This window comes from Actinospica robiniae DSM 44927, assembly GCF_000504285.1.
GTDB classification, from domain to species: domain Bacteria; phylum Actinomycetota; class Actinomycetes; order Streptomycetales; family Catenulisporaceae; genus Actinospica; species Actinospica robiniae.
Window position 1 is genome coordinate 5,952,966 of the sequence record NZ_KI632511.1, and the last position, 24,634, is coordinate 5,977,599.

Genomic DNA, 24,634 nt, shown 5'->3' on the forward strand with positions numbered 1-24,634 from the left:
GCGAGAGTGAGGAGCGGAACGGTGACGACGCAGTCGGAGAGCGCCGTGTCGACGCAGCCGGCAGACGGAGCGGAGGCTGAGCCGGAAGGCCGCCTGGCCCGGCTCGAGGAGGAAGGCGACATCGCCGCCGACTACCTGGAGGGCCTCCTGGATATCGCCGATCTCGACGGCGACATCGACATGGACGTCGAGGGCGACCGCGCCGCGGTGTCCATCGTCGGCGAGGGGCTCGACCACCTGGTGGGTGCGAAGGGCGAGGTGCTCGAGGCGCTGCAGGAGCTGACCCGGCTCGCGGTGACCCGGGAGACCGGCGAGCGCACCCGGCTGATGCTGGACATCGGCGGCCACCGGGCCGCCCGCAAGGCCGAACTGATGAGCCTCGGCGCCGAGGCGGTGACCCAGGCGAAGGAGACCCAGCAGGGTGTCCGGCTGAGCCCGATGTCGCCGTTCGAGCGCAAGGTCGTGCACGACGTCGTCGCCGCCGCGGGTCTGCGCAGCGAGTCCGAGGGCGAGGAGCCCAATCGCTGTGTGATCGTCTACCCGGTCTGACGCATCGGATCCGACCACTCTGCAATCCATGACAGGGCCACCCACGGCGAGGACGCGCCGCAGGGTGGCCCTTCTTGGTGCCTCTGAGCGCGGATCGTTAATCTGGACCATGTTCCACGTGAAACAATCGAGGTGTGTGAATGACCGACGAGCACAGCTGCACCCTCTCCCCGCCGCCGGCTGAGGCCGAGCGCCTCTTCGGCGAGCACCTGCCCGCGATGGCGCGCTACGCCGAGCTGTTGGCCGGGCCGGGCGTGGAGCGCGGGCTGATCGGTCCGCGCGAGGTGGATCGGCTCTGGGAGCGCCACCTGCTCAACTGCGGAGCGGTGGCCGAACTCATCGCCCCGGGCCTCGACGTGGTGGACGTCGGCTCCGGCGGCGGACTGCCGGGTCTGGTGCTGGCGATCGCCCGCCCGGACCTCCGGATCACCCTGCTCGAGCCGCTGCTGCGGCGGACCGTCTTCCTGAGCGAATGCGTGGAGCGGCTTGAGCTGCGCAACGTGGAGGTGCGTCGCGGCCGGGCCGAGGAGTGGGCCGGCCGGGTGGCGGCAGACGTGGTGACCGCCCGCGCGGTGGCGTCGCTGGAGAAGTTGGTCGGCTGGTGCCTCCCCCTGCTCGCACCGAAGGGGCACATGCTCGCGCTCAAGGGCGAGACGGCGGCGAGCGAGCTCGAAGCCGTGGCTCCGAAGCTGCAGAGCCTGGGCGCGGTGAAATGGAGCGTCGTGGAGGTCGGAGCAGAGCTCGGAGACGCGGCGACCCGGGTGGTGCGGATTGATTTGGGGGCACAGGGATACCGCAAGCCCCGATCTCGCCGCGCAGCAAAGTAAGAACGGATACAGTACTTCTTGCTCCTAGGCGCGTGTTCCACGTGGAACCGCCGGCGGACGACCCGCTTTTGCCGTTCCACGTGGAACATGACACCTCGACAGGATGCCGGTTCCACGTGGAACATGAGATCTCGATAGCGCCGGTTCCACGTGGAACGGCATGTTCCACGTGAAACATGGGAGCGCAAGCAAGGGCACCTAGGCATCGACGACGGATGCGACGAGGGGACACGATGGTCGCGCGATCCGAAGGCCATCCCACTAGGGGTCCCGGAAACGGTGACCAATTAAGCAGCGGCGTTCCACTGCCTCGCGGGTGGCGCCTGCAAGAATCTCTGGAAGCGGAAAGCGTGCCACCGGACGGCTTCAGCTGGACATGGCATTCGGACGCTCCGGGCAGTCAACCGCGGGAAGCTGAACGAGCCGTCGCGCCGGCGACGGAGGAAGAGAGTTGGCCGATGCCGTACGACCAGCCGATCGGGTCGGGTGCATACCTCCAGCAGGCGCCGACCGAGGTGGACACCGACACGCTGCACGGGGGTCGTCGGGCGCCTGCAGCCGACAGCGCCGGCGATACGCCCATCGCACGAGAAGCGGAAGCGGCCATCGCCGCCATGTCGCGCAACGTCCAGCCGCTACCGCGTCCGGCCCACACCCGCGTCATGGTGGTGGCCAACCAGAAGGGCGGCGTGGGTAAGACCACGACGACCGTCAACATCGCCGCGTCGCTGGCGCAGTTGGGTGCCAAGGTTCTGGTGGTCGACCTCGACCCGCAGGGCAACGCGTCCACTGCCCTGGGCATCGAGCACCACGCCGATGTGCCTTCGATCTATGACGTGCTGATCGAGCGCTACAGCATGGAAGAGATCGTGCAGCCGGTGGAGGACATCCCCGGGCTCTACTGCGCTCCCGCCACGATCGACCTTGCTGGTGCGGAGATCGAGCTGGTGTCCATGGTGGCTCGCGAAAGCCGCCTGCAGCGGTCTTTGCAGGTCTACCACGACACCATGGACTACATCATCATCGACTGCCCGCCCTCGCTGGGGCTGCTGACGGTCAATGCCCTGGTGGCCGGCAAGGAAGTGCTGATCCCGATCCAGTGCGAGTACTACGCGCTGGAAGGTCTGACCCAGCTGATCCGCAACATAGAGCTTGTGCGGGCGCATCTGAACAAGGACCTGCGCATCTCCACGATCCTGCTCACGATGTATGACGCCCGTACCCGCCTCGCCTCCCAGGTGGCCGACGAGGTGCGGATGCACTTCCCGGCCGAGGTGCTCAGCACCGCGATTCCGCGTTCGGTGCGGATCTCGGAGGCGCCCAGCTACAGCCAGACTGTGATGACGTACGACCCGGCTTCCACCGGTGCGCTCGCCTACCGGGAAGCCGCACGGGAAATCGCCGAGCGCTTCGGCCAGGTTCCCGGGCAACGGTCGACCGATTCCTCGAACTCGCCCACATCGGCGTCGGCCGATGGCTCCACCTTCCGTGAGGTAGCACGATGAACGACCGTCGGCGAGGGCTCGGCCGTGGCCTGGGCTCGCTGATCCCCACCGGTCCCGAGGGCGACGAGGCGCCCGACGCGAGCTCCGCGCCGGCTCCCGTCCCCTCACGCCGGCTTCCGCTGGGCGAGGTCTACCGGCCGGAGGCCGAGGAGGCGGAAGCGCCGAGCGAGATGTTCCACGTGGAACCGAGACTCGTCGCTGGTGCCTACTTCGCCGAACTTCCGCTCTCCGCCATCGTTCCGAACGCGCGTCAGCCGCGTGAGTACTTCGATGAGGACGAACTCGCCGAGCTCGGTCAGTCCATCCGCGAGGTCGGTCTGCTGCAGCCGATCGTGGTGCGCAAGACCGGCGAGGACAAGTACGAACTCATCATGGGGGAGCGGCGTTTCCGCGCTTCCCAGTCGATCGGGCTCGCCGAGATCCCGGCGATCGTGCGGCAGACCGAAGACGAGCGGATGCTGCTCGACGCGTTGCTGGAGAACATGCAGCGCGCCCAGCTGAATCCGCTGGAAGAAGCCGCGGCCTTCGACCAGTTGCTCAAGGACTTCCGCTGCACGCACGACGAGCTCGCCAGCAAGGTCGGCCGCTCCCGCGCGTACATCAGCAATACGCTGCGCCTGCTGCGGCTCTCCCCCTCGGTGCAGGTGAAGATCTCGGCCGGGACGGTCTCGGCCGGGCACGCCAAGGCGCTGTGCAGTCTGGAGACGCACACGGCCCAGGACGAGATCGCGCAGCGCATCATCGCCGAGGGGCTCTCGGTGCGCACGGTCGAGGAGATCGTGCAGACCTTCGGAGCCGAGCGGCCGCGCAAGCAGCGCAAGGCGCGGGCCGGCAGCCGGATCGCGCCGGAGGTGACCGAGTTGGCCGACCGGCTCTCGGATCGCTACGACACCCGCGTCACCGTGAACGTCGGCGGACGGATCGGGAAGGTCATCGTCGAGTTCGGCTCGATCGAGGACCTCGACCGCATCCTTGAGATGATCGCTCCCGGCGAACGGGTGCGCGCCAGCTCATAGCCGCACCACCACCTCCGCAGCCCGCGCCGCCGCGAACCGCTTCGCGGCGGCGCGGGCTGCGGAATAGGCGCCCCCGAGGCGCCGTTTGCATCCACGAGAAGTTGAAATCGGAGAGAGGGCAGCAGGCCGTGCAGGTACCAGAGGGAAGCGAAGTCCGGAACGTCATCATCATCGGTTCCGGACCCGCGGGGTACACCGCCGGGATCTACACCGCTCGGGCCGGGCTCCAGCCTCTCCTGTTCGAGGGCTCGGTGACCGCCGGCGGCGCACTGATGAACACCACCGAAGTCGAGAACTTCCCCGGCTTCCCGGACGGCATCATGGGTCCCGATCTGATGGACGGGCTGCGCAAGCAGGCCGAGCGCTTCGGTGCCGAACTCGTCACCGACGACGTCATCGAGGTGGAGCTCGACGGTCCGATCAAGCGCGTGGTGGACGGCAACGGCGATCCGCACTTCGCCAAGACCGTCATCATCGCCACCGGCTCCGGCTACCGCGAACTCGGTCTGAGCGACGAGAAGCGGCTGTCCGGGCACGGCGTCTCGTGGTGTGCCACGTGTGACGGCTTCTTCTTCCGGGAGAAGGAGATCGTCGTGGTCGGCGGCGGCGACACCGCGATGGAGGAGGCGACCTTCCTCACCCGCTTCGGGCAGAGCGTCACCATCGTGCACCGCCGGAGCGAGCTGCGCGCCAGCAAGATCATGCAGGAGCGCGCCTTCGGCAACCCGAAGATCTCGTTCGCCTGGAACAGCGAGGTCGCCGAGATCCTGGGCGAGGACCGGGTCACCGGCCTCCGCCTGCGCGACACCGTCAACGGCGAAGAGCGCGACATCAAGGCCGACGGCCTGTTCATCGCGATCGGCCACGAACCGCGCAGCACGCTGTTCGCCGGCCAGATCGACCTGGACGACGAGGGCTACGTGAAGGTCGACGCGCCCAGCACCCGGACCAACCTCGAGGGCGTCTTCGCGTGCGGCGACGTCGTCGACCACGTCTACCGTCAGGCGATCACCGCGGCCGGTACCGGCTGCTCGGCCGCGCTCGACGCGGAGCGTTTCCTGGCCGCCCAGGAGCACGCGGAATCCACCCGCCAGTCCTGACGTTCCACCCACAGAGCAGTTCTCTCACGAAGGAGGCCGCCGATGTCGGCGCTCAAGCAGGTCACGGATGCGACTTTCGACGAGGAAGTCCTCAGGAGCGGCAAGCCCGTCCTGGTCGACTTCTGGGCCGAGTGGTGCGGCCCGTGCCGCATGGTCGCGCCGATCCTCGAGCAGATCTCGCAGGAGCACGGTGACAAGCTGGAGATCGTCAAGCTCAACACCGACGAGAATCCGGAAGTCGCGACCAAGTACGGCGTGCTGAACATTCCGATGCTCAACGTCTACGTCAACGGCGAGGTCGTCAAGACGATCGTCGGGGCGAAGCCGAAGCGCGTTCTGCTCAAGGACCTCGAAGACTTCATCGGCTGACCGAGACGAGTCCCTCGTCCAGCACCTGGCTCGTGGAGCCGGGGCAGGAGCCCGCGTACAGCACCGCGTAGAACGTGGTGGTGGATGCGGGCTCTTCGTCGTTCCGGTAGACGACGAGGCTGGCGTCGCCACCGGAGTAGGCCTCGGGCGCGACCGCCGCGACGGTGTAGCCGGCTCGGGCCGGTGCGCGGAAACACGTCGCCATCGCAGGGGACTTCGGCGAGGACACGGTGGCCGTGCTCTCGGAGCCCGAAGTGCCGTCCAGGGCCGCGATCACCATCGTCGTCAGCTCTGACTGGCCCATCGGACGCACCGCCCTTGACGTCGTCGACCCCGCGGCAGCACCCGCGGGTGCGCCGGCCGAGTTGGAAGTGGAAGCAGTGCCGCCGGCATGGAGCAGGGACGAGAGCGCTACGACCACGCCGACGATGACGGCGAGTGCCGCCGTCGGTACGACCAGTGGTCTCCACGCTTTGGCTCGCGGGCGACGCTGCTCGGTCCGCGTCTTCTGCTCGGCTTCGGCGTCGGCCTCCCGCCAGGCCCGCTCCACGGTCGCTTCGAGGCGGATGAGGACCGACTCGGGGATCTCGGGTTCGGGCAGGTCGGCGAGCGAGGTGAGCAGCCGCCCGAGCTCTTCGATCCGAGCCGAGCAGTCGGCACAGCCCGAGGCGTGCTCCAGCGCGCCCGGAGCGGCCTGCTCCGGGCTGAACGCGCACTCGGACACCCCTTCATCGTCGAGGTGCTCGCTCGCCGCGTCACGGGGCTCCTGCAGGTTTCTCATCGGGCACCCCGTTCCTTGCTCTCCGGCGCGGTTGAGGACTCGGTCAACGGCGCGGCCTTCGGGTCGTTCTGTACTGGGACGTCACGATCCGGTCTCGCGTTCCCGGTCGTGCGGAAGATTTCGGCCTCCCGCAGGATTCCGGCGAGCTTCGCCCGGCCGCGGGCACAGCGGCTCTTGACCGTCCCGGACGGCACTTGGAGCACTCGCGCCGCCTCCTCCACCGGCAGCCCCTGCACGTCCACCAGGACCACGGCGGCGCGCTGGTCGGAGGGGAGCTGCGTCAGAGCCTGTTCGAGTATCAGCCGCAGCGCACGCTGTTCGGCCATGTCGGTCGGGTCCGCGGTGGCCTCACGCCAGACCGGCGACTCGGGATCGGGGTAGTGCACCGTGGGACGCGCCGCGGCCCGGCGCAAGCGGTCCAGGCTGGCGTTCACGGTGATCCGGTAGAGCCAGGTGCCCACCGCCGAGTCGCGCCGGAAGCTCGCGGCCGCCTTGAAGGCGGAGAGCGCCGCCTCCTGCAGCGCGTCGGCGGCGTCCTCGGCGTTCCCGGTGGTCCGCAGCGCCACCGCCCACATCCGGCCGCGGTGGCGCGCGAGTAATTCCCCGAAGGCCTCGCGCTCCCCCGCGAGATGCCTGCGCAGGCAGTCGAGATCAGCGCTGTCGTCAGGCGCCATAGACGCGGACGTCTATCAGACCGTCCCGATAGCCCTCGGGGGTGCTGGTCGAGGTCACGGCCGACTCGTACGGCAGCGTGGTGAACAGGACCATCACGTACTGCGTGGTCACCGGGGAGAACTTGACCGCGATGTCCTGGCCGGCCGTCAGCTGGGAGTCGGTGCCCTGGACCGTGTAGCCGGCCGGACCGGCGGTCTTGGACCAGGTCGGGGAGGCGGACGCCGAAGCGCCGGCCGTCAGCACCTCCACCGTGCCGCCGCTGAACGGCACCTGGAACTTCACCTCGTCCAGCTCGTGCTGGGCGGCCAGGTCGAAGATCAGCCCTATCCCGCTGCCGCCGGTGTACGAGCCGTTGAAGCTGACGCCCTGGAGCTGGGTGGTGGTCTTCCAGCCGGTCGTCGAGCTGCCGTCGAACGCCGACTTCGCGGACTTTATCGAGCTCTGCGAGGGGTTCTCGTCCCAGACCGAGGCGGTGTGGATGCTCAGCTGGGAGCCCACCGTGCCGGGCGGGATGGTGACCGTGCCGACCGACGGCGTGCCGCCGCTGCTGGTGATCGCCGAGGAGCCGCCGTTTCCGCCGCCGGCGAACTGGAAGGCGGCGAGCGTGGCCAGCGCCAACACCGCGCAGCCGGCCACGGCCAGCACGCCGCGGCGGCGCCAGAACGGCCCGCCGGCACGGCCGGCGGACGTCGGGGTCCACGACGGCGGGGAGTCGTGCAGCTCGGTGGGGCGCCCGGCCGAGGCCGAGGACATCACGGTGGTCGGCGCGGACTCGCGGGAACGGCTGCGCGGCAGCACGGAGGTCGGCTCGGCCAGCTCGTCGTGCAGCCGCGGCAGCGAGCGGATCACGTCGGCGAGTTCCTTGACCGTGGTGATCGCCGGCGCCGACTCGTCGCCCATGCCCAGGGCCCGGCGCACCGCCGTGTCCACCTGCTTGGGCACCGCGGCGCGGACCTGGGCCGGGCTGTACGGGCGGTCCAGGGCCGCGTCCCGGGGGGCCGGGGGGAGCGGGAGCTCGCCTTGGGCCTCCGGCCAGAGCGCGGTCAGCGCGGCGTACCAGATCCGGCCGAGGGCGAGCACGTCCGCGGCGTAGCGGGCCTCCGCCGGGTGTACCTCCGGCGCGTCGCCGCCGAGCGTCGCCTCCACCAGCAGCCCGCGCACCTTGACCTGCCCGGCCGCGGTGATCAGCACGGTGGCCGGGTTGAGCGCGCCGTGCGCCACCTCCGCCTCGTGCGCCCGCACCATCGCCTCGGCCGCCTCGCGGATCATGGCCGTGGCCTTGGCCGGGCTCAGCGGGCCCTCCTGCAGCCGCTCCCCCAGCTGCTCGGCGCCCGGGACCCACTCGGTGACGATGTAGAGAAGGTCCTCGTCGCGCACGGCGTCGAGGACCTGGACGAACCGGGCGTCGGCCACCGCCGCGGCGTCCCGGGCGGCTCGGGCGACCTCCTCGAGCAGCGGATGGTCCGCGGCGATGAGGTCCACCCCGACCTTGCGGTTGAGCAGCTCGTCGACGCCGACCCAGAGCTGCGGGTCCGGTGTGTGGGTGCCGCCGAAGCCGCGAACGAGGCGCTCGAGCCGGTAGCGGCCGCCGAGACGGCGTCCGGGGGACCACAGCTGTCCCGCGGACACGGTCGTGTCGGTGGGGTTTTCGTCGGGGGTGTCGGCCAGGGCAGCCACGGCCCTCCCTCACGGTTTTCTTGCGGCGGTTCGGTCGTTCGCTTCCCGCCCCATGCTAGTGCTATCGGCCGAGGCGCGCTTTCACCGTACCCAACAAGGAATTCAGCTCCTGCACCCGCATGGCCCGCGCGATCAGCACGAAGATCAGCAGGAACAGCGCGCCGCCGCTGGCGAGTCCGGCCATCGCGCCGATGGTGCCGGCGCCGCGCATGTCGGTCACGTAGATGCCGGCCGGCCCGCCGATCGCGGTCGCGATTCCGGCCGCCACGCACAGCTTGACGTGCACCCGCAGCACCCGCCTGGCGTCGAACCCGCCGACCAGGGCCTTGAGCTTCCCGGCGGTGATGACCATGCCGACCAGGTAGGAGACCGAGTACGCCACGCACATTCCGGCCACCGCCCACGAGGTACCGCCGAGCACCACGTAGGAGAGCCAGGCCAGCCCGGCGTTGGCGACGCCGATCCAGAGCGAGATGAAGAACGGCGTGCGCGTGTCCTCGTACGCGTAGAAGCCGCGCAGCATGACGAACTGGGCCGAGTACGGGATCAGGCCGATGCTGAAGGCCATGAGCATGTAGCCGAGGTTGTGCGACTGCTCGGGCGTCATGTTGCCGTGGCCGAGCAGGATCGAGACGATCTGCTGGGCGAAGGCCAGGAACGCGAAGCCGCACGGGACGATCGCCACGCCGGAGGCGCGCAGGCTGTAGGAGATCGCGTCGCCCACGGCCTTCTTGTCCCCGGTGTGCGCGAACCTGCTCATCCGCGGCAGCAGCGCGGTGACGATCGAGACGGTGATGACGGACTGCGGCAGGATCCACAGCGTGATCGCGTTCGAGTACGCCGAGTAGCCGACGCCGGCGTTCGCGTTGTGCGCGCGCGAGCCCATCGACGTGGCCATGTACGTCACGGCCCAGTTCACCACGGTGCTCACGCCGACGGTCGCCAGCGTCCACTTGGCCAGGGTCATCGACTTGCCCAGACCCGTGCCGCGCCAGTCGAAGCGGGGCCGATAGGACACGCCCGCGCCGCGCAGGTACGGGATGAGCGTCACGGCCTGGAGCACGATGCCGAGGGTGGTGCCGAGGCCTAGGAGCAGCTGTTCCCCGCCGGTGATCGTCTGCGGGGTGTTGGCCACGCCGTTGACGATCCACAGGTACGCGCCGAGCGTGGCGATCTGCACCACGTTGGCCAGCACCGGGGTCCACATCATCGGCCCGAAGCTGTCCTTGGCGTTCAAGATCTGGCCGAGCATGACGGACAGGCCGTAGAAGATGATCTGGGGCAGGCAGAAGCGGGCGAAGTTGATCGTGGCCTCGCGCTGGGCACCGGTGTAGCCGCCCGCGTAGACGTCGATCAGCAGCGGCGCCGCGAGCACGGCCAGCGCCGTGAGCGAGCCGAGGAAGACGATGGTCATGGTCAGCAGCCGGTCGATGAAGGCCTGGCCGCCGTCCCGGTCGTCCTTCATCGCGCGCACCAGCTGCGGCACGAAGATCGCGTTGACCGCGCCGCCGGCCACGATCGCGTAGATCATGTTCGGCAGGTTGTTGCCGACGTTGAACGAGTCCGAGAGCGCGCCGGTGCCGAGCGCCGCGACGATCAGCGAGGTGCGCACGATGCCGGTCACCCGGGAGACGATGGTGCCCATCGCCATGATCCGGCTGGCCTTGGAGACGCTGACCTTCGCCGCTTCCTGCGGCCGGGCCTCGACCTCGGTGCCGACCGCGGTCGGGTCGCCCGGACGGGTGGCCGGGCCCTGGACCTGGCCGCGGCGCGGCGGGATCAGCTGCTGGAGCGAGGTCGGGTCGAGGAACGCGGTACCGAACGCGGGCAGGTTGAACCGGGTGGCGTCGACCGCCTCGGCGTACGCGGCGCGGCGCTGGGCCCGGGCTTCGGGGGCCTCGTCCGGCGGTATCTCCGGGTACCACAGGTCCTGCTCGGCGTACCGGGTGGCGGTGTACCACTCGTCGGTGTGCTGCTCGTAGCCGTGCTCCTGCTCCGGATAGTGAGCAGGCTGATACGGAGCGTGGAACTGCGTCGGCTGCTGAGGGCCGGGCTGCTGGTCGGACCGGTATTCGGAGACGTATTCCTGTCCCCGGTACCGGTCGCCCTCGTGCCACCCTGACATCGCTCGGTTTCCTCCTGTGCCACACGGCCCACCGCGGCCGGTGCGCGCGGACCCACGCCGAGCGCTCGTGCTTCATTCTCCAGGGTTCTGTGCGCCCGCGGTGTAACCGGGTCGGTCAGTCACCCTCTCGGGTCCCCGGCTTCTTCCGCGAGCCTCTCCTACCCCGATAGATACGCAACCCTACAGCGATCACCAGAAGAGCGGCTGAACCGGCGAACAGCAGCAGGGCCACGAACCCGATCGAGGTCACGCTGACCTGCAGAGTCTGCGAGCCGTCGCCCTCCGCGCCACCGTAGTGCGCCCCGGCCGGATTGACCAGGTACGCGGTGACTTGGATGGTGGCGCTGGGCGACCGGGAAGTCACCCGGACCTGGATCGTGCGGCTGCTGTGGGCCGGGATCTCGGCCGCGGCGACCGAGCTGATGTCGAGCCGGCCGGTGGGCTTCATGCTGAAGTTCAAGCCGAGGCGGACCCGCTGGTTGAGACCGTTGTGCACGGTGAACGGGATCGAGCCGCTGGTGCCGGACAGGGTGATGTCGGATTTCTGGATCAGGTAGACCTGGCCCATCTGGCCGGTCAGCCGGCGCTGCACGGCGGCGGCGAAGGTGCCCCAGGCGCCGGGCTGGCCGCGCCAGTCGGTGGAGACGGTGCGCTCGACGGCGAGGGACAGGCCGTCGCTGGAGTCTCCTCCGACCAGGATCGACTGGAAGAGCGAGAACTGCGAGGAGAGGCTGACCGCCTGGTCGAGCTGAGCGGTGGTCAGATCCGTCTTGACCACCGCGGCGGAGCGGGTCAGGTGCCCGGTCGAGGACTTCGGGTCGGGGCGGGCGCCGACCAGGGTGGAGAAGCCGGACGCCCGGACCCAGTCCGCCTGGCCGAGGGCGGAGAGCACCGACATGTCCGCGGACGACTCGGCCGAAGAGCGCGGCAGGGTGATCAGGACGGTGCGCGAGCCGCTCAGGTCGGGCTCCTCGCGCGCGATCAGCGCGGTCTGGGCCATCAGCCGCTGCTTGGCGAGCAGGGTGGAGTCGGAGCCGGCGGTCACGTAGCCGGCGTCGGCCGCGTCGCCGGACATGATCGCGTCGAGATCCGAGTCGGCGACGGTGATGTTGTTCTTGCCGTTGATGGAGGCGCGGCCGGTGGGGGTGTAGCGGCCGCCGTCAGCCGTGAGGTTCACCGAGTTCGAGGCGGTCACCACCGCGGTCGGGTTGAGCGACTGGGACAGGGCGAGCGCGCTCGTGTCGACTTGTCCGTCGGCGGGCCAGGCGAGCAGTCCGAGGGGCTTGCGCTGAGTCGAGGCGGCCAGCGTGGTGCTCTTCGCGGTCTGCGCGGCGGAGACGTTGACGAACTGCTCCCCCTGCGCGCTCGACAGGTTCGAGAGGGACCCGAGGTCGGGGTCGGTGGACGGCAGCTGCCACAGCTCGCCGTTCTTTCCGAGCACGGAGTCGGCCAGCTTGAGCCAGGCGGAGGCGTTGGCCGCGCCGGAACCGGCCTGGTCGTCGGCCCCCTCGCCGGCCGCGACGAAGTATCCGCTCTGGATCGCCGAGGCCGTGTCCAGCAGGTCGGGGTCCACCGCCCAGGACAGGTCCACGCCCTTGAGCGCCTCGCCCTGCGTGAGCAGCGTGCTGAGGCTGCCGGTCGCGCCCATCTGCGAGACCAGCTCGTTGGAGGTGGCCTCGTCCCACGGCGAGCCGTTGTCCTTGGGCTGGTACTGGTAGCCGTCCAGCGGCGACGCCGCGGTGACCGGGACCAGCACGGCCAGCTGGGTCGCGGTGAAGGACGATCCGCTGGTGATCTTGTAGGGGAGGTAGGTGCGCACCGAGCCCAGCAGCACCAGGCCGCCCGACCACGCCTGCACGTCCAGGGCGTAGACCGTGCCCGGGGTCAGCCCCATCTGGGCCACGGTGGGGTTGAGCGACCAGGCCGTCGTGCCGGACACGTCGCCGAGGTGGTCCTGGACCGAGGAGAGCTGGGTTTCGTCGGCGCTGCTCTCCGGGCCCTGGCTCATCTCCGAGCGGTTCTGAATCGCGATGATGTCCAGCTGGACTATCACGTCGCCGTAGGTCTGCCCCGACGCCACCTTCAGCTGGCCGCCCAGGTTCACCGTCTGCGACGAGGAGTTCGCCTCCGTCGGCGACATCGTGGTCAGGCTCAGCGAAGTCCCGGACTGCGCTGCCTCGGCGCTCGGCGCGGATCCAGTGAACCCGTACGCGGATACGCCCGCCACCAGCGCGATGGCGAGCCACACGCGGGCCATACGGTGAGTCAGGGAGAGCCGGATCACAGGGAGCATCCTAGGGGCGCTGGAGAGGTCGAGAAGAGCACGGGCGAGGCGGCCGTGCCAAGGCACGGGGCCGGGCCAACTACCCTAGGTTGACGTGTCTAGCTCTGATCCGGATCCCAAGCACGCCACCGCCCTCGCGCTGCTGCAGTTGAATCCCGTCGCCCGCGAGCTCGGTGAGCGCTTCGCCGCGGCCGGGCACGAGCTCGCACTCGTCGGCGGCTCGGTCCGAGACGCGCTGCTCGGCCGACTCGGCGACGACCTCGACTTCACCACCGACGCCCGGCCGGAGCAGATCCTGGCCCTGGTCAAGCCGTGGGCCGAGGCGGTCTGGGACGTCGGGATCGCCTTCGGCACGGTCGGCTGCCAGCGCGACGGGCTGAAGCTGGAGATCACCACCTACCGCAGCGAGGCGTACGACCGAGAGTCGCGCAAGCCCGCGGTGGACTACGGCGACTCGCTCGAGGGCGACCTGGTGCGCCGCGACTTCACCGTCAACGCGATGGCGGTGAAGCTGCCGCAGCTCGTCTTCGCGGACCCGCACAACGGTCTCGAGGATCTCGCCCGCAAGGTGCTGCGGACCCCCGGGACGCCGCAGGACTCGTTCACCGACGACCCGCTGCGGATGCTGCGCGCCGCGCGGTTCGCCTCGCAGCTCGACTTCGCGGTCGCGCCCGAGGTCTCCGCGGCGATGCGGGACATGGCCGACCGGCTCTCCATCGTCTCGGCCGAGCGGATCCAGGCGGAGTTCTCCAAGCTGCTGCTCGGCGCGCACCCGCGGATCGGCCTCGGCCTGCTGGTCGACACCGGGCTCGCGGACCAGTTCCTGCCCGAGCTGCCCAAGCTGCGCCTCGAGATCGACGAGCACCACCGGCACAAGGACGTCTACGAGCACACGCTGATCGTGGTCGAGCAGGCCATGGCGCTCGAGCAGAACGGCCCCGACCTGGTGCTGCGGATGGCCGCGCTGCTGCACGACATCGGCAAGCCGCGCACCCGCAAGTTCGAACCGGGCGGCGGGGTCTCGTTCCACCACCACGAGCTCGTCGGCGCGAAGATGACCCGCAAGCGGCTGCGGGACCTGAAGTACTCCAAGGAGTTCGTCGACGACGTCTCGGAGCTGGTCGAGCTGCACCTGCGGTTCCACGGCTACGGCGACGGCGAGTGGACCGACTCGGCGGTGCGCCGTTACGTGCGCGACGCCGGGCCGCTGCTGGACCGGCTGCACAAGCTGACCCGCTCGGACTGCACCACCCGCAACCGGCGCCGAGCGGCTGCGCTGGCTTCCGCGTACGACGACCTCGAGCTGCGGATCGAGCGGCTCAAGGCGCAGGAGGAGCTCGACGCGATCCGCCCCGACCTCGACGGCAACCAGGTCATGGAGCTGCTCGGGGTCAGGCCGGGGCCGGTGGTCGGGCGCGCCTACAAGTTCCTGCTCGAGCTGCGGCTGGACGAGGGCCCGCTGGGCCACGACCGCGCGGTCACGGAACTGCGGGCGTGGTGGGCTGGTCAGCCGGAATCGGCTCAGGACGCCGGCTGATCGGCTTGTCCGGCCGGCGCAGCGTGTACCAGAGGGCGGCCAGCAGGTAGGCGCCGGAGACCACGCCGAGCACCAGGTACGACCTGCCGTTCAGCGGCAGCGCGGCCGCGGCGAACGCGGCCGCGAGCACGAACGCGCCGTTGTAGAGCATGTCGTAGAACACGAACACCCGGCCGCGGAACTCGTCGTCGACGTTGCGCTGGACCAGGGTGTCGGTGCTGATCTTCTGGCCCTGCGCGAAGAATCCGAGCAGGAACGCGCCGATCAGCAGCGGCAGCTCGCGGAACGGCGAGCCGAAGACGAGCTCGATGATGCCGGAGGCGGCCAGGCACAGCGGGATCCAGCGGTGCAGGCTGGTGCGCCGGGCGACGAACGGGGTGGTCACCGCGCCGAGGCCGAAGCCGACGCCGGAGACGCCGACCGCGAAGGCGAAGCCGGCCAGGCCCGCGTTGGTGTCGTGCGGGTCGTCGAAGGCGTTGCGGAACAGCAGCAGCGTCATGATGGTCACCGCGCCGTAGCAGAACCGGCTGACCGCGACCGCCGCCAACGGCCGACCCGCGGCCGGACGCTCCACCACGTGCCGGGCACCGGCGGCCACTCCGCGCACGACCGCGCCGAGGTCGGAACGCAGCGCCGTCAGGGCCGGGTTGTCCGGACCGAGCGCGCCGGCCGGGATCATCAGCGCGAACAACCCGGCCAGCGCGTAGAGGCCGGCCGTGCACACCAGCACGCCGGCGACCGAGCCGGAGCCGTGGCCGGCCACCGCGTGCACGACCACGCTCACGCCCGCGCCGATCGTCGTGGCCAGCGTGCCGAGGGTGGGGGAGACGGCGTTGGCGACGATCAGCTGCTTGCCGGTGACCGTGTGCGGCAGACCGGCCGAGAGCCCGGCCAGGATGAAGCGGTTGGCCGAGAACCCGCCCAGCGCGAGCAGGTAGAACAGCGGCCCGGCCGATCCGGCGGCGGCGCACGCGGCGACCCCGAGCACCAGGGCGGCCCGGGCGAGGTTCGCCCACAGCAGCATCTGGCGTCGGCGCCAACGGTCCAGGAACACGCCCGCGAACGGCCCGATCACGGTGAACGGGAGCAGCAGCACGGCGAAGGCCTCGGCGACCTTGGCCGGGGTGGCCGCGTTCTGCGGGGAGAAGACGACGTAGGTGGCCAGCGCGGCCTGGAAGGCGCCGTCGCCGAACTGTCCGACCAGGCGGACGGTGAGCAGCAGCCGGAACCGGCGCAGACCGGGACCGAAAACGACACTGCTCAATGGGCGGAGGCTCTTCACAGAGGTCAGCCTAGATTTTTCCGCGCCGCGGCGCATCGGCCTCCGGGAGGGTCCCGGCTGGCAGACTGGTCGGATGGCAATGATCGAAGTGCGCCGTGACGGAGCGTTGGCGCTCGTGCTGCTCAACCGGACCGAGGCTCTCAACGCGATCAGCACGGCCTTCGCCGCCGAGCTGGCCGAGCGGTTGCGCGAGCTCGGTGCGGAGCCGCGGCTGCGTGCGCTGGTCCTGGCCTCCAACGGCGGCCGGGCCTTCTGCGTGGGCGCGGATCTCAAGGAGCGCAAGGGTTTCAGCGACGCCGAGCTCTATGCCCAGCGGCCGGTCTTCCGTGAGCTGTTCGACGCGGCGCGCGAGCTGCCGATGCCGGCCGTCGCGGCGGTCGGCGGGTACGCGTTGGGCGGAGGCTTCGAGCTGGCGCTGTGCTGCGACCTGATCGCCGCCGACGCGAACGCGGTGTTCGGGCTGCCGGAGACGAGCGTCGGGCTGGTGCCCGGGGGCGGCGGGACGCAGCTGCTCTCCCGCCGGATCGGCCTGGCCCGCGCCGCGGACCTGCTCTACACCGGACGCCAGATCGCCTATGCCGAGGCCTGTGAGCTGGGTCTGGTCGATCAGGTGGCCAAGACCGGAGCGAGCGCGCTCGACGCCGCGCTGGAGCTGGCCGGGACGATCGCCGCGAACTCCCCCGTCGCCCTGCGCAGCGCGAAGCACGCCCTGCGCACCGGATACGACCTGCCGCTGGCCGCGGGTCTCGACATCGAGGACGCCGCTTGGCGCCAGGCCGCGTTCTCGGCGGATCGGGTCGAGGGGATCCAGGCCTTCGCCGAGAAGCGGCGGCCCCGGTTCGAATGACGCGAAGGCCCCCGCTGCCGCCGGGATCGCCGGGGGAGCGGGGGCCGGTGAGCTCAGAGGTAGCTGTCGGCCACCGCGAGCGCCGCGTCGATGCCGGCGAGCCCTTCGCGCGCCTCGTTCTCGGTGAGGTTCAGCGGCGGGGTCACCTGCAGTCGGTTGAAGTGCGGCATGGGCCACACGCCGTGCTTCTTGGCCTCGGCCATCACCGCGTTCATCGGGGCAGCGTCCGGGCCGGCCGCCGCGTAGGGCACGAACATCTCCCGGGTCTCGCGGTCCTTGACCAGATCCAGCGCCCAGAACGCGCCGAGCCCGCGCACCTCGCCGACGCTCGGGTGCTTCTCGGCCAGCTCGCGCAGGCCCGGGCCGAGCACGTTCTCGCCGAGCCAGGCGGCGTGCTCCACGATGCCCTCCTCCTCCATCGTCTTGATGGTGGCCACGGCCGCGGCGCAGGCCAGCGGGTGGCCGGAGTAGGTCAGGCCGCCGGGGAAGACCCGGTTGCGGAAGGTCTCGTGGACGTGGTCGGAGATGATCACGCCGCCGAGCGGGACGTAGCCGGAGTTCACACCCTTGGCGAAGGCGATCAGGTCCGGGGTGACCGACCAGTTGTCCACCGCGAACCAGGTGCCGGTGCGGCCGAAGCCGGCCATGACCTCGTCGGCGATGTAGAGGATGCCGTACTTGTCGCACAGCGCCCGGACCCCGGCCAGGTAGCCGGGCGGCGGGATCAGGATGCCGTTGGTGCCCACCACCGTCTCGAGCACGATCGCGGCGACGGTGCCCGGGCCCTCGAACTGGATCTGCTGCTCGAGGTGGGCCAGGGCGCGCTCGCTCTCCTGCTCCTCGGTGGTGGCGTAGAAGGCGGAGCGGTACAGGTAGGGCCCGAAGAACTTGAGCACGTTGCCGTCGCGGTGGCCGGCGTTCTCGTTGGCCCAGCGGCGCGGGTCGCCGGTCATGGTGATCGCGGTGGCCGTGTTGCCGTGGTACGAGCGGTACGCCGTCATCACCTTCGGCCGGCCGGTGTGCACCCGGGCCATCCGCACCGCGTTCTCGATCGCGTCGGCGCCGCCGTTGGTGAAGAAGACCCGGTTGAGGCCCTCCGGCGCGTGCCGGGTGATCAGCTCGGCCGCCTCGGCCCGCTTGTCGTTGGCGAAGGCCGGGGCGACCGTGCACAGTCGCGCCGCCTGCTCCTGGATCGCGGCCACCACCTTGGGGTGCTGGTGCCCGATGTTGGTGTAGACGAGCTGGCTGGCGAAGTCGAGGTAGCTGTTGCCCTCGTAGTCCCAGAACCGGGAGCCGGCCGCCCCCGCGATCGGCAGCGGGGCGATCTGGTCCTGCGCGGACCAGGAGTGGAAGACGTGGGCCCGGTCGAGCGCGACCACCGCCTTCCCCTGCTCGGGGTCGGGGGTGAACGCGGCGTGGCTGGCGGCGGCGGAGTCGGTCATGCGACCAGCGTAGATAACGGGACAAGGGCCGCCCAACCGTCACTGTGTACGGTGGGGCGGCCCTCTTGCATCAACCTGCTCGCCGGCGCCGGTCCACGCGGCGCGCGGCGCCGTCGGCTACAGGAACGAGCGGATCTCGATGGTGGCGTTGCGGTCCGGGCCCACGCCGATCGCCGAGATCGGGGCGCCGGAGAGCTCCTCCAGCCGCTTGACGTAGGCCTGCGCGTTCGGCGGCAGGTCGCTGAACTCCTGCGCCTTGCTGATGTCCTCGTCCCAGCCGGGCAGGTACTCGTAGACCGGCTTGGCGTGGTGGAAGTCGGTCTGCGTCATCGGCAGCTCCTCGTGCCGCACGCCGTCCACCTCGTAGGCCACGCACACCGGGATCTGCTTCCAGCCGGTGAGCACGTCCAGCTTGGTCAGGAAGAAGTCGGTCAGCCCGTTCACTCGGGTGGCGTAGCGCGCGATCACCGCGTCGAACCAGCCGCAGCGCCGGTCCCGGCCGGTGGTCACACCGCGCTCGCCGCCGATCCGGCGCAGCGCGGCACCGTCCTCGTCGAACAGCTCGGTCGGGAACGGGCCCGCGCCCACGCGCGTGGTGTAGGCCTTGAGGATCCCGATGCTGCGGGTGATCCGGGTCGGGCCGATACCCGAGCCGGAGCACGCGCCGCCGGCGGTCGGGTTCGAGGAGGTGACGAACGGATAGGTGCCGTGGTCCACGTCCAGCAGGGTGCCCTGGCCGCCCTCGAGCAGCACCACCTTGTCCTGGTCCAGCGCCTGGTTGAGCAGCAGCGAGGTGTCGGCCACGTACGGGCGCAGCTTCTCCGCGTAGCCCAGGTACTCCTCGACGATGGCCTCGGCCGCGATCGCCCGCCGGTTGTAGATCTTCACCAGCATCTGGTTGCGGTCGCGCAGCGCGCCCTCGACCTTCTTGGCCAGGATGCCCGGGTCGAACAGGTCCTGCACACGGATGCCGATCCGGTTGATCTTGTCCGCGTAGGTGGGCCCGATGCCGCGGCCGGTGGTGCCGATCTGGTTCTTGCCCAGGAAGCGCTCGGTGACCTTGTCGATGGTCCGGTGGTAGGGCGTGATCAGGTGCGCGTTGGCCGAGATCACCAGCCGGGAGACGTCCACGCCGCGGTCGGTCAGGGCGTCGAGCTCCTGGAAGAGCACCGCCGGGTCGATCACCACGCCGTTGCCGATCACCGGCACACACCCGGGGGTGAGGATGCCGGAGGGGAGCAGGTGCAGCGCGTACTTCTGGTCTCCGATGACCACCGTGTGCCCTGCGTTGTTACCGCCCTGGTAACGGACCACGTAGTCGACAGATCCACCGAGCAGGTCGGTGGCCTTGCCCTTGCCCTCATCGCCCCACTGGGCGCCGACGAGCACGAGTGCCGGCATTCCGGGTACACCTCCGGGTACTACAAAAAAGTTTAAGGCCCGGAGCGCAAGCGCACCGGGCCTCTTGCAACAAGAGCTTACTGGTTACTTGAGCTTGGTGCCAGCCGACCGCAGGTCCTGGCAGGCCACGACGACGCGCGCGGCCATGCCGCCCTCGGCCGCCTTGCCGTAGGCGCGCGGGTCGTACTGCTTCTTGTTGCCGACCTCGCCGTCCACCTTGAGCACGCCCTCGTAGTTGCGCAGCATGTGGTCGGCCACCGGCCGGGTGAAGGCGTACTGGGTGTCGGTGTCGACGTTCATCTTCACCACGCCGTAGTCCAGCGCCTCGCGGATCTCCTCGAGCAGCGAGCCGGAGCCGCCGTGGAAGACCAGGTCGAACGGCTTGTCCTGGTTGAACTTGGCGCCGACCGCGTCCTGGATGTCCTTGAGGATGGACGGACGCAGCTTCACGTTGCCCGGCTTGTAGACGCCGTGCACGTTGCCGAAGGTGGCGGCCAGCAGGTAGCGGCCCTTCTCGCCCAGGCCGATCGCCTCGACGGTCTTGAGCACGTCCTCGGCGGTGGTGTAGAGCTTCTCGTTGATCTCGTTCGCGACGCCGTCCTCCTCGCCGCCGACGACGCCGATCTCCAGCTCCATGACCGTGCGGGCCTTGGCGCACTCGACGATCAGCTCCTGCGCGATGCGCAGGTTCTCGTCCAGCGGCACGGCCGAGCCGTCCCACATGTGCGACTGGAACAGCGGCTCGAGGCCCTTGGCCACGCGCTCCTGGGAGATGGCGACCAGCGGACGCATGAAGCCGTCCAGCTTGTCCTTGGGGCAGTGGTCGGTGTGCAGCGCGATGTTGACGTCGTACTTCGCCGCGATCACGTGCGCGTACTCGGCCAGCGCGACCGAGCCGGTGACCATGTCCTTCAGGCCGCCGCTGAGGTACTCGGCGCCACCGGTGGAGACCTGGACGATACCGTCGCTCTCGGCTTCGGCGAAGCCGCGGATCGCCGCGTTCAGCGTCTGCGACGAGGTGACGTTGATCGCCGGGTACGCGAAGCGGCCGGCCTTCGCCCGGTCGAGCATCTCGGCGTAGACTTCTGGGCTTGCGATGGGCATGGGGACTCCAAACTGATCCAACGATGGTGCCTGCGGCGTAATCCTCGCAGAAACAACTTACTTCCTGTGCCGGGCTCCGGCCGTCGAGACGGCGGGCACCGCGTCCTGGTAGCCCACCCGCTCGGCGTAGGCGCGCTCGTGCTCGCGCTCGAACCGCTGCAGCTCGGTCTCCTCGCCGCGCTTGGCCGCCTTGCGCTCCTTGTTCATCTCCAGCGCCAGCGGGATCAGCGTGATCACGGCCACCACCAGGGCGATCGGCAGGATCGTGGTGTCGATGTTGCCCTTGATCTTGTCGCCGAGCTCGTAGCCGAGCACCAGCATCAGCTCCACCCAGACGATGTTGCCGAGCGCGCTCCACAGGAAGAACGTGCGGGCCGGCATGTCCAGCATGCCCGCCAGCGGGTTGACGAACGTGCGCACACCCACGATGAACCGGCTCACCAGCACGGCCTTGGCGCCGCCGTACTTGTTGAAGTAGAACTCGGCGCGCACGGCGTACTTGCGCTTGAAGAAGCGCGAATCCGGGCGGTCGAACAGTCGGCGGCCGAATCTGGCACCGATGTAGTGGCCGATCTGCGATCCGACGATGGCCACGATCGGGGTGGCGATCAGCAGGGCCGCGAGGCTCATGTGCGCGTGGACCAGCGTGTTCGCCGCGCTGGAGGACGCGATTCCAGCCACGAACAGCAGCGAGTCGCCGGGCAGGAAGAACCCGACGATCACCGCCAGTTCGACGAAGATGATCAGGAGTACCCCGGCCACACCGAAGGTGCTGATCAGCGACGCCGGGCTGAGGATGTTGAGCGCGAGGTTGGTCACCGCAGCAGCGTACATGTGGAGACCAGGTGGATCGCGTCCTCCTGTAGGACTACTTGAGAATCCGCGGCCCCGTGCGGCCGCACGAGTGGCCCGGTGACCTGCGGGCCGCGAAACTTCCAGCGGCCCGCCCGGTCCCACGCGGCTCAGCGCACGCCGAGATCCGCCTCGTTGTAGGCCGCGTAGTACGGCAGGCCGGCCGCCTCGATCGTCTTCGCCGCGCCGCGCTCGATGATGCAGGCCACTGCCGCCACTTCGGCCCCGGCCTCGCGCACCGCCTCGACGGCGGCCAGCGGGGAGTTGCCGGTGGTGGAGGCGTCCTCGACGACCAGCACCCGGCGGCCGGCGAGGTCCGGGCCCTCGATCCGGCGCTGCAGGCCGTGTGCCTTGCCGGCCTTGCGCACGACGAACGCGTCCATCGGCCGGCCCTGCGCGACCGCGGCGTGCATGATCGCGGCGGCCACCGGGTCGGCGCCCATGGTCAGTCCGCCGACCGCGTCGAAGTCCACGTCCTTGACGGTCTCGAGCATGACCCGGCCGACCATCGGCGCGGTGGCGCCGGCCAGGTTGATCAGGCGCAGGTCCACGTAGTAGTCGGCCTTGAGCCCCGAGCTGAGCGTGAACTCGCCCCGGAACAGGGCCTTGTCCTTGATCTGCTCGAGCAGGGCGGAGCGCTCCGGGCTGGGCTGGGGGTAGTTGACCGTCATGCCCCTGATCCTAACGGCCCGGGCCGGCCGGGCCGTCAGGAAGGATCGTCGGGCTGCTCGGTTCCACCAGCGCCGCGACGCGACGGCTAGCGGGAGACGCTCACCATGGGCCGCCGCCGCAGCGGGGTGGTGAGCACGGGGGGCTGGCTGGGCAGTGAGACCGGGGCCGAGCCGGCCCCGCCCGGGGGATCGGCCAGGTCGACCACCTGCTCGTCCGGGGCGGGCAGGCCCACCACACGGGCGTAGAGGCGCTCGGCGAACTCCTGGGTGCGCGGGATGACGCCCTGCATGTGTTCCGGGTCCTCGTCGCGCAGCGGCACGTCGATGGTCTCGACCACACAGCGGGCCACCTCGTTGCCGGCCGCCTCGGAGAGCACCCGGGCGAACAGGTGCGCCGCCTCCCGGTAGGCCAGCGGGTCGCCGATGCCGGGTTCGACCGGGAGCGCCGCGCGCATCCGGTTCAGGCACAGGTCGAGGTCCCGGCGCTGCTCCGGGGTGATCCGCTGCGCGGCGAGGTCGGCCATCAGGCCCTGCAGCGCGGTGCGCACCTCGTCCAGCTCGGTGGCGAGGGTCGAGGAACCCCCGTACTCGAGCAGCACCGTGAGCACCATGGGGTCGAGGATGTTCCACTCGTTCTTGGGCCGCACCGTGGTGCCGCGGCCGTGGCGGATGCGCAGCACCCGCTTCTCCTCCAACGCCTTGAGCGCCTCGCGCAGGATCGTGCGGCTGACCGCGAACTCCTGTGCCAGGGCGGCCTCCGGCGGCAGGTCCCCGCCGGGCTGGAACTCGCCGTCCAGTATGCGCAGCAGCAGCCGCTCGATCACGGCGTTGGCCAGGCGGCTGGGACGGACGACTCGGTGGGCGTTCCACCCTTCGACGTACATGACGTTCGGCTCCTGGTTTGTGCACGGAGGGATCACGGGGATCCGGGTGCCGCTCACCTTAAGCTGAAGAATCGGCCATTTGACGGAGATTCAGCCGACAACCACTCGATCCGATGACAAGACTCACTCGTTAGTGAGAAAAACGCCACGGCGCTAGTACCCGACCAGGGTGATCAGTTCGGATCAGCCGACGTCGCGGCGGTGCCGGGCGATCCGGCGCAGCGCAGCGACGAGCAGACCGAGGGCGGCGAGCAGCGCGGCGCCGATCACCCACACCGGTGCGATCAGCTGCCCGGGCCGCTCGCTCCACAGGTCGCGCTCCTCCGGGAGCTCGTCCTCGGAGTCCGGCTCACGCGGCGCGACCAGGCGCAACGGAGCCTTGGCGGCGGCCGGCGCGCTCGCGCCGTCCTGCGCGTCGCCGGCGCCGGGGATCAGGGTGAAGGTGGGGCCGGGCCGCGCCTCGGCCGGGAACGCGGGCTCGGCCTCGGGCTCGAACTCCGGTTCCGCCGCGGCGGGCTCCAGGCCGCGGTCGTTCAGGTTCTCGTCCTCGTCCTCGTCCTCGTCCTCGTCGACGTCCACGTCCGCGGCGGGCGGCTCGGGGGTCGGGACGCGCGACGGTTCCGGCTCGTCCGGCACCACCGTCAGCGCAACCGGGGCCGGGGGCGCCGCCGGGCCGGATCCGGCCAGCTGGGCGAACCAACGCGGTATCAGCCGCGCTCCGGCGGCGGTCAGCTGCTCCGCGGACACCGTGGGGGCGTGTCCGGAGAGCACGAACTCGGGTTCGAGCTCGACCCGGGTGCCGTCGCCGTCCGGTCGCAGCGTGATCTTCACGCGTCCGTCCAGCGCACCGTCGGAGCGGCCGTGCACCGCCTCGATCTCGAGCACCGCGTGCAGCTCGTCCGGCGCGAGGTCGACCAGCCGGGCGATACCGCGGAAGGTGATGGACTTCTCCCCCGCGCGCAGGCGCAACCGGGCGGCCACGCCGTGGTCGCTGCTGGCCTCGACGAGGAGGTTGGGCACGGCGCCGAGCAGACGCTCAGGGTCGGTGACAGCTGACCACAGCAACCGGCGGTGGACCGGCACCGTAGCTTCGTACGCCATCTAAACCTTCCCCTTGGTCACCGAACGCCGAACCGCCCTGCTTGGGGGCCAGCGTACGCCGGAACGCGCCACTAGTGCGCACGAGCCGGCCGTTCTGCGGATAGCTGTGCCAGGTGGTCCAGCGTACGCCCGCGCCCTCGAGTTCGGGCAGGATCGCGGTGAGCGCGTCCGGCGAACCGGGATAGGCCCCGACCAGACTCGCCGCGTTGCGCGCGCAGTCGCGGCGCACGCGCCCGGCCGCGGCGGCGAATCGGGCCCGGTCGAGCACCGAGACGCGCGAGGCGAACCGGTAGCAGCCCTCGGCCATCGGCATGGCGGCGTGCTCGGGCATCGGCCCGGCCAGCTCGGGCACACAGGCGACGGTCTCCACGCAACGCAGCGTGCCGTGCGGCTCGGACCACAGCAGCACCTGATGCGAAGCGCCGAGCAGACGCAGTTCGAGCACGAACGGGCCCAGCCGGACCGTGCGGACGGCCAGCGCCGGCTGGACCGGCAAAGTCAGGCTCCAGCACAGTTCCTCGGCCCGGGTGTCCCGGTACGGGGCGACGAGCTCCACGACCGCGTGCCCGGCGAGAGGCGGCGATTCCGGCATGGCGTGTACACCT

General features: G+C 70.3%; 22 protein-coding genes. 8 read left to right on the forward strand and 14 right to left on the reverse strand.

Translation table 11 applies throughout. The features are described from left to right. Positions 1-45 precede the first annotated feature (45 nt). The 6 genes from ACTRO_RS25345 to trxA all read left to right on the forward strand — a co-directional run bounded on the left by ACTRO_RS25345 (position 46) and on the right by trxA (position 5,366). Complete coding sequence (locus ACTRO_RS25345) at positions 46-549, forward strand: R3H domain-containing nucleic acid-binding protein (RefSeq protein ID WP_051452495.1); 504 nt, start codon at positions 46-48, stop codon at positions 547-549. A gap of 140 nt (positions 550-689) precedes the next feature. Beyond that, positions 690-1,376: a 16S rRNA (guanine(527)-N(7))-methyltransferase RsmG gene (gene rsmG / locus ACTRO_RS25350; protein WP_034266870.1), complete on the forward strand. Its 687-nt coding sequence runs from the start codon at positions 690-692 to the stop codon at positions 1,374-1,376. 614 nt (positions 1,377-1,990) lie between these two features. Beyond that, on the forward strand, positions 1,991-2,881 hold the full coding sequence (locus tag ACTRO_RS25355) for an AAA family ATPase (RefSeq protein WP_051452496.1): 891 nt from the start codon (positions 1,991-1,993) through the stop codon (positions 2,879-2,881). Beyond that, positions 2,878-3,897 (forward strand): ParB/RepB/Spo0J family partition protein, encoded by a 1,020-nt coding sequence (locus ACTRO_RS25360; RefSeq protein WP_034266872.1) that lies wholly within the window; start codon positions 2,878-2,880, stop codon positions 3,895-3,897. Before ACTRO_RS25355 ends, ACTRO_RS25360 begins: the two co-directional genes overlap by 4 nt. Positions 3,898-4,025: 128 nt before the next feature. Further along, positions 4,026-4,997: a thioredoxin-disulfide reductase gene (trxB, locus tag ACTRO_RS25365; RefSeq protein ID WP_034266874.1), complete on the forward strand. Its 972-nt coding sequence runs from the start codon at positions 4,026-4,028 to the stop codon at positions 4,995-4,997. 42 nt (positions 4,998-5,039) lie between these two features. Further along, complete coding sequence (gene trxA, locus ACTRO_RS25370) at positions 5,040-5,366, forward strand: thioredoxin (protein ID WP_034266875.1); 327 nt, start codon at positions 5,040-5,042, stop codon at positions 5,364-5,366. On the opposite strand, the gene ACTRO_RS25375 is transcribed toward trxA, so the two are convergent. The 5 genes from ACTRO_RS25375 to ACTRO_RS25395 form a co-directional block, all read right to left on the reverse strand. Further along, the gene (locus ACTRO_RS25375) at positions 5,356-6,147 is read right to left on the reverse strand and encodes a hypothetical protein (protein ID WP_034266877.1); all 792 of its coding nucleotides are present in this window, start codon (positions 6,145-6,147) and stop codon (positions 5,356-5,358) included. The two genes, trxA and ACTRO_RS25375, sit on opposite strands and share 11 nt — an antisense overlap. Then, positions 6,144-6,821, reverse strand: coding sequence for an RNA polymerase sigma factor SigM (gene sigM / locus ACTRO_RS25380; protein WP_051451373.1), 678 nt, complete (start codon positions 6,819-6,821; stop codon positions 6,144-6,146). The genes ACTRO_RS25375 and sigM overlap by 4 nt, the downstream gene beginning before the upstream one ends. Then, positions 6,811-8,499: a protein kinase family protein gene (locus ACTRO_RS25385; RefSeq protein ID WP_034266879.1), complete on the reverse strand. Its 1,689-nt coding sequence runs from the start codon at positions 8,497-8,499 to the stop codon at positions 6,811-6,813. Before ACTRO_RS25385 ends, sigM begins: the two co-directional genes overlap by 11 nt. A 61-nt stretch (positions 8,500-8,560) precedes the next feature. After that, positions 8,561-10,624 (reverse strand): murein biosynthesis integral membrane protein MurJ, encoded by a 2,064-nt coding sequence (gene murJ, locus ACTRO_RS25390; RefSeq protein ID WP_051451374.1) that lies wholly within the window; start codon positions 10,622-10,624, stop codon positions 8,561-8,563. A gap of 115 nt (positions 10,625-10,739) precedes the next feature. Beyond that, on the reverse strand, positions 10,740-12,908 hold the full coding sequence (locus tag ACTRO_RS25395; RefSeq protein ID WP_157436435.1) for a DUF6049 family protein: 2,169 nt from the start codon (positions 12,906-12,908) through the stop codon (positions 10,740-10,742). 94 nt (positions 12,909-13,002) lie between these two features. Between ACTRO_RS25395 and ACTRO_RS25400 the strand changes: the two genes are divergently transcribed. Then, positions 13,003-14,445, forward strand: coding sequence for a CCA tRNA nucleotidyltransferase (locus ACTRO_RS25400; protein ID WP_051451375.1), 1,443 nt, complete (start codon positions 13,003-13,005; stop codon positions 14,443-14,445). Here the strand turns inward: ACTRO_RS25400 and ACTRO_RS25405 are convergent. Next, positions 14,387-15,709 carry an MFS transporter gene (locus ACTRO_RS25405; protein ID WP_063628072.1) on the reverse strand — a complete coding sequence of 441 codons (1,323 nt, stop codon included), beginning with the start codon at positions 15,707-15,709 and terminating at the stop codon, positions 14,387-14,389. The two genes, ACTRO_RS25400 and ACTRO_RS25405, sit on opposite strands and share 59 nt — an antisense overlap. Positions 15,710-15,800: 91 nt before the next feature. Between ACTRO_RS25405 and ACTRO_RS25410 the strand changes: the two genes are divergently transcribed. Continuing rightward, positions 15,801-16,574, forward strand: a complete 774-nt coding sequence (locus ACTRO_RS25410) for an enoyl-CoA hydratase/isomerase family protein (protein ID WP_034266885.1) — start codon at positions 15,801-15,803, stop codon at positions 16,572-16,574. A gap of 53 nt (positions 16,575-16,627) precedes the next feature. Here ACTRO_RS25410 and ACTRO_RS25415 read toward each other — a convergent pair whose 3' ends face one another. The 8 genes from ACTRO_RS25415 to ACTRO_RS25450 all read right to left on the reverse strand — a co-directional run bounded on the left by ACTRO_RS25415 (position 16,628) and on the right by ACTRO_RS25450 (position 24,621). Beyond that, complete coding sequence (locus ACTRO_RS25415; RefSeq protein WP_034266887.1) at positions 16,628-18,016, reverse strand: aspartate aminotransferase family protein; 1,389 nt, start codon at positions 18,014-18,016, stop codon at positions 16,628-16,630. A gap of 117 nt (positions 18,017-18,133) precedes the next feature. Further along, complete coding sequence (locus tag ACTRO_RS25420) at positions 18,134-19,417, reverse strand: adenylosuccinate synthase (RefSeq protein ID WP_034266891.1); 1,284 nt, start codon at positions 19,415-19,417, stop codon at positions 18,134-18,136. A gap of 84 nt (positions 19,418-19,501) precedes the next feature. After that, on the reverse strand, positions 19,502-20,521 hold the full coding sequence (fbaA, locus tag ACTRO_RS25425) for a class II fructose-bisphosphate aldolase (protein ID WP_034266895.1): 1,020 nt from the start codon (positions 20,519-20,521) through the stop codon (positions 19,502-19,504). A gap of 57 nt (positions 20,522-20,578) precedes the next feature. Next, the gene (locus ACTRO_RS25430) at positions 20,579-21,340 is read right to left on the reverse strand and encodes a DedA family protein (RefSeq protein WP_211244406.1); all 762 of its coding nucleotides are present in this window, start codon (positions 21,338-21,340) and stop codon (positions 20,579-20,581) included. Between the two features lie 143 nt (positions 21,341-21,483). Beyond that, positions 21,484-22,044, reverse strand: a complete 561-nt coding sequence (gene pyrE / locus ACTRO_RS25435) for an orotate phosphoribosyltransferase (protein WP_034266900.1) — start codon at positions 22,042-22,044, stop codon at positions 21,484-21,486. 86 nt (positions 22,045-22,130) lie between these two features. Further along, complete coding sequence (locus ACTRO_RS43875) at positions 22,131-22,928, reverse strand: FadR/GntR family transcriptional regulator (protein ID WP_051451377.1); 798 nt, start codon at positions 22,926-22,928, stop codon at positions 22,131-22,133. A gap of 183 nt (positions 22,929-23,111) precedes the next feature. Next, positions 23,112-24,029 carry an SRPBCC family protein gene (locus ACTRO_RS25445; RefSeq protein ID WP_084316519.1) on the reverse strand — a complete coding sequence of 306 codons (918 nt, stop codon included), beginning with the start codon at positions 24,027-24,029 and terminating at the stop codon, positions 23,112-23,114. Next, positions 23,965-24,621 carry a DUF2617 family protein gene (locus ACTRO_RS25450; protein WP_051451378.1) on the reverse strand — a complete coding sequence of 219 codons (657 nt, stop codon included), beginning with the start codon at positions 24,619-24,621 and terminating at the stop codon, positions 23,965-23,967. Before ACTRO_RS25450 ends, ACTRO_RS25445 begins: the two co-directional genes overlap by 65 nt. Positions 24,622-24,634 lie beyond the last annotated feature (13 nt).

Bases quoted from the DNA above. Each gene is read 5' to 3' on its own strand.
- rsmG (WP_034266870.1), top strand. From the start codon at position 690: ATGACCGACGAGCACAGCTGCACCCTCTCCCCGCCGCCGGCTGAGGCC.
- ACTRO_RS25355 (WP_051452496.1), top strand. From the start codon at position 1,991: ATGTCGCGCAACGTCCAGCCGCTACCGCGTCCGGCCCACACCCGCGTC.
- ACTRO_RS25360 (WP_034266872.1), top strand. From the start codon at position 2,878: ATGAACGACCGTCGGCGAGGGCTCGGCCGTGGCCTGGGCTCGCTGATC.
- trxA (WP_034266875.1), top strand. From the start codon at position 5,040: ATGTCGGCGCTCAAGCAGGTCACGGATGCGACTTTCGACGAGGAAGTC.
- ACTRO_RS25375 (WP_034266877.1), bottom strand. From the start codon at position 6,147: ATGAGAAACCTGCAGGAGCCCCGTGACGCGGCGAGCGAGCACCTCGAC.
- sigM (WP_051451373.1), bottom strand. From the start codon at position 6,821: ATGGCGCCTGACGACAGCGCTGATCTCGACTGCCTGCGCAGGCATCTC.
- murJ (WP_051451374.1), bottom strand. From the start codon at position 10,624: ATGTCAGGGTGGCACGAGGGCGACCGGTACCGGGGACAGGAATACGTC.
- ACTRO_RS25410 (WP_034266885.1), top strand. From the start codon at position 15,801: ATGGCAATGATCGAAGTGCGCCGTGACGGAGCGTTGGCGCTCGTGCTG.
- ACTRO_RS25415 (WP_034266887.1), bottom strand. From the start codon at position 18,016: ATGACCGACTCCGCCGCCGCCAGCCACGCCGCGTTCACCCCCGACCCC.
- ACTRO_RS25420 (WP_034266891.1), bottom strand. From the start codon at position 19,417: ATGCCGGCACTCGTGCTCGTCGGCGCCCAGTGGGGCGATGAGGGCAAG.
- fbaA (WP_034266895.1), bottom strand. From the start codon at position 20,521: ATGCCCATCGCAAGCCCAGAAGTCTACGCCGAGATGCTCGACCGGGCG.
- pyrE (WP_034266900.1), bottom strand. From the start codon at position 22,044: ATGACGGTCAACTACCCCCAGCCCAGCCCGGAGCGCTCCGCCCTGCTC.
- ACTRO_RS43875 (WP_051451377.1), bottom strand. From the start codon at position 22,928: ATGTACGTCGAAGGGTGGAACGCCCACCGAGTCGTCCGTCCCAGCCGC.
- ACTRO_RS25445 (WP_084316519.1), bottom strand. From the start codon at position 24,029: ATGGCGTACGAAGCTACGGTGCCGGTCCACCGCCGGTTGCTGTGGTCA.
- ACTRO_RS25450 (WP_051451378.1), bottom strand. From the start codon at position 24,621: ATGCCGGAATCGCCGCCTCTCGCCGGGCACGCGGTCGTGGAGCTCGTC.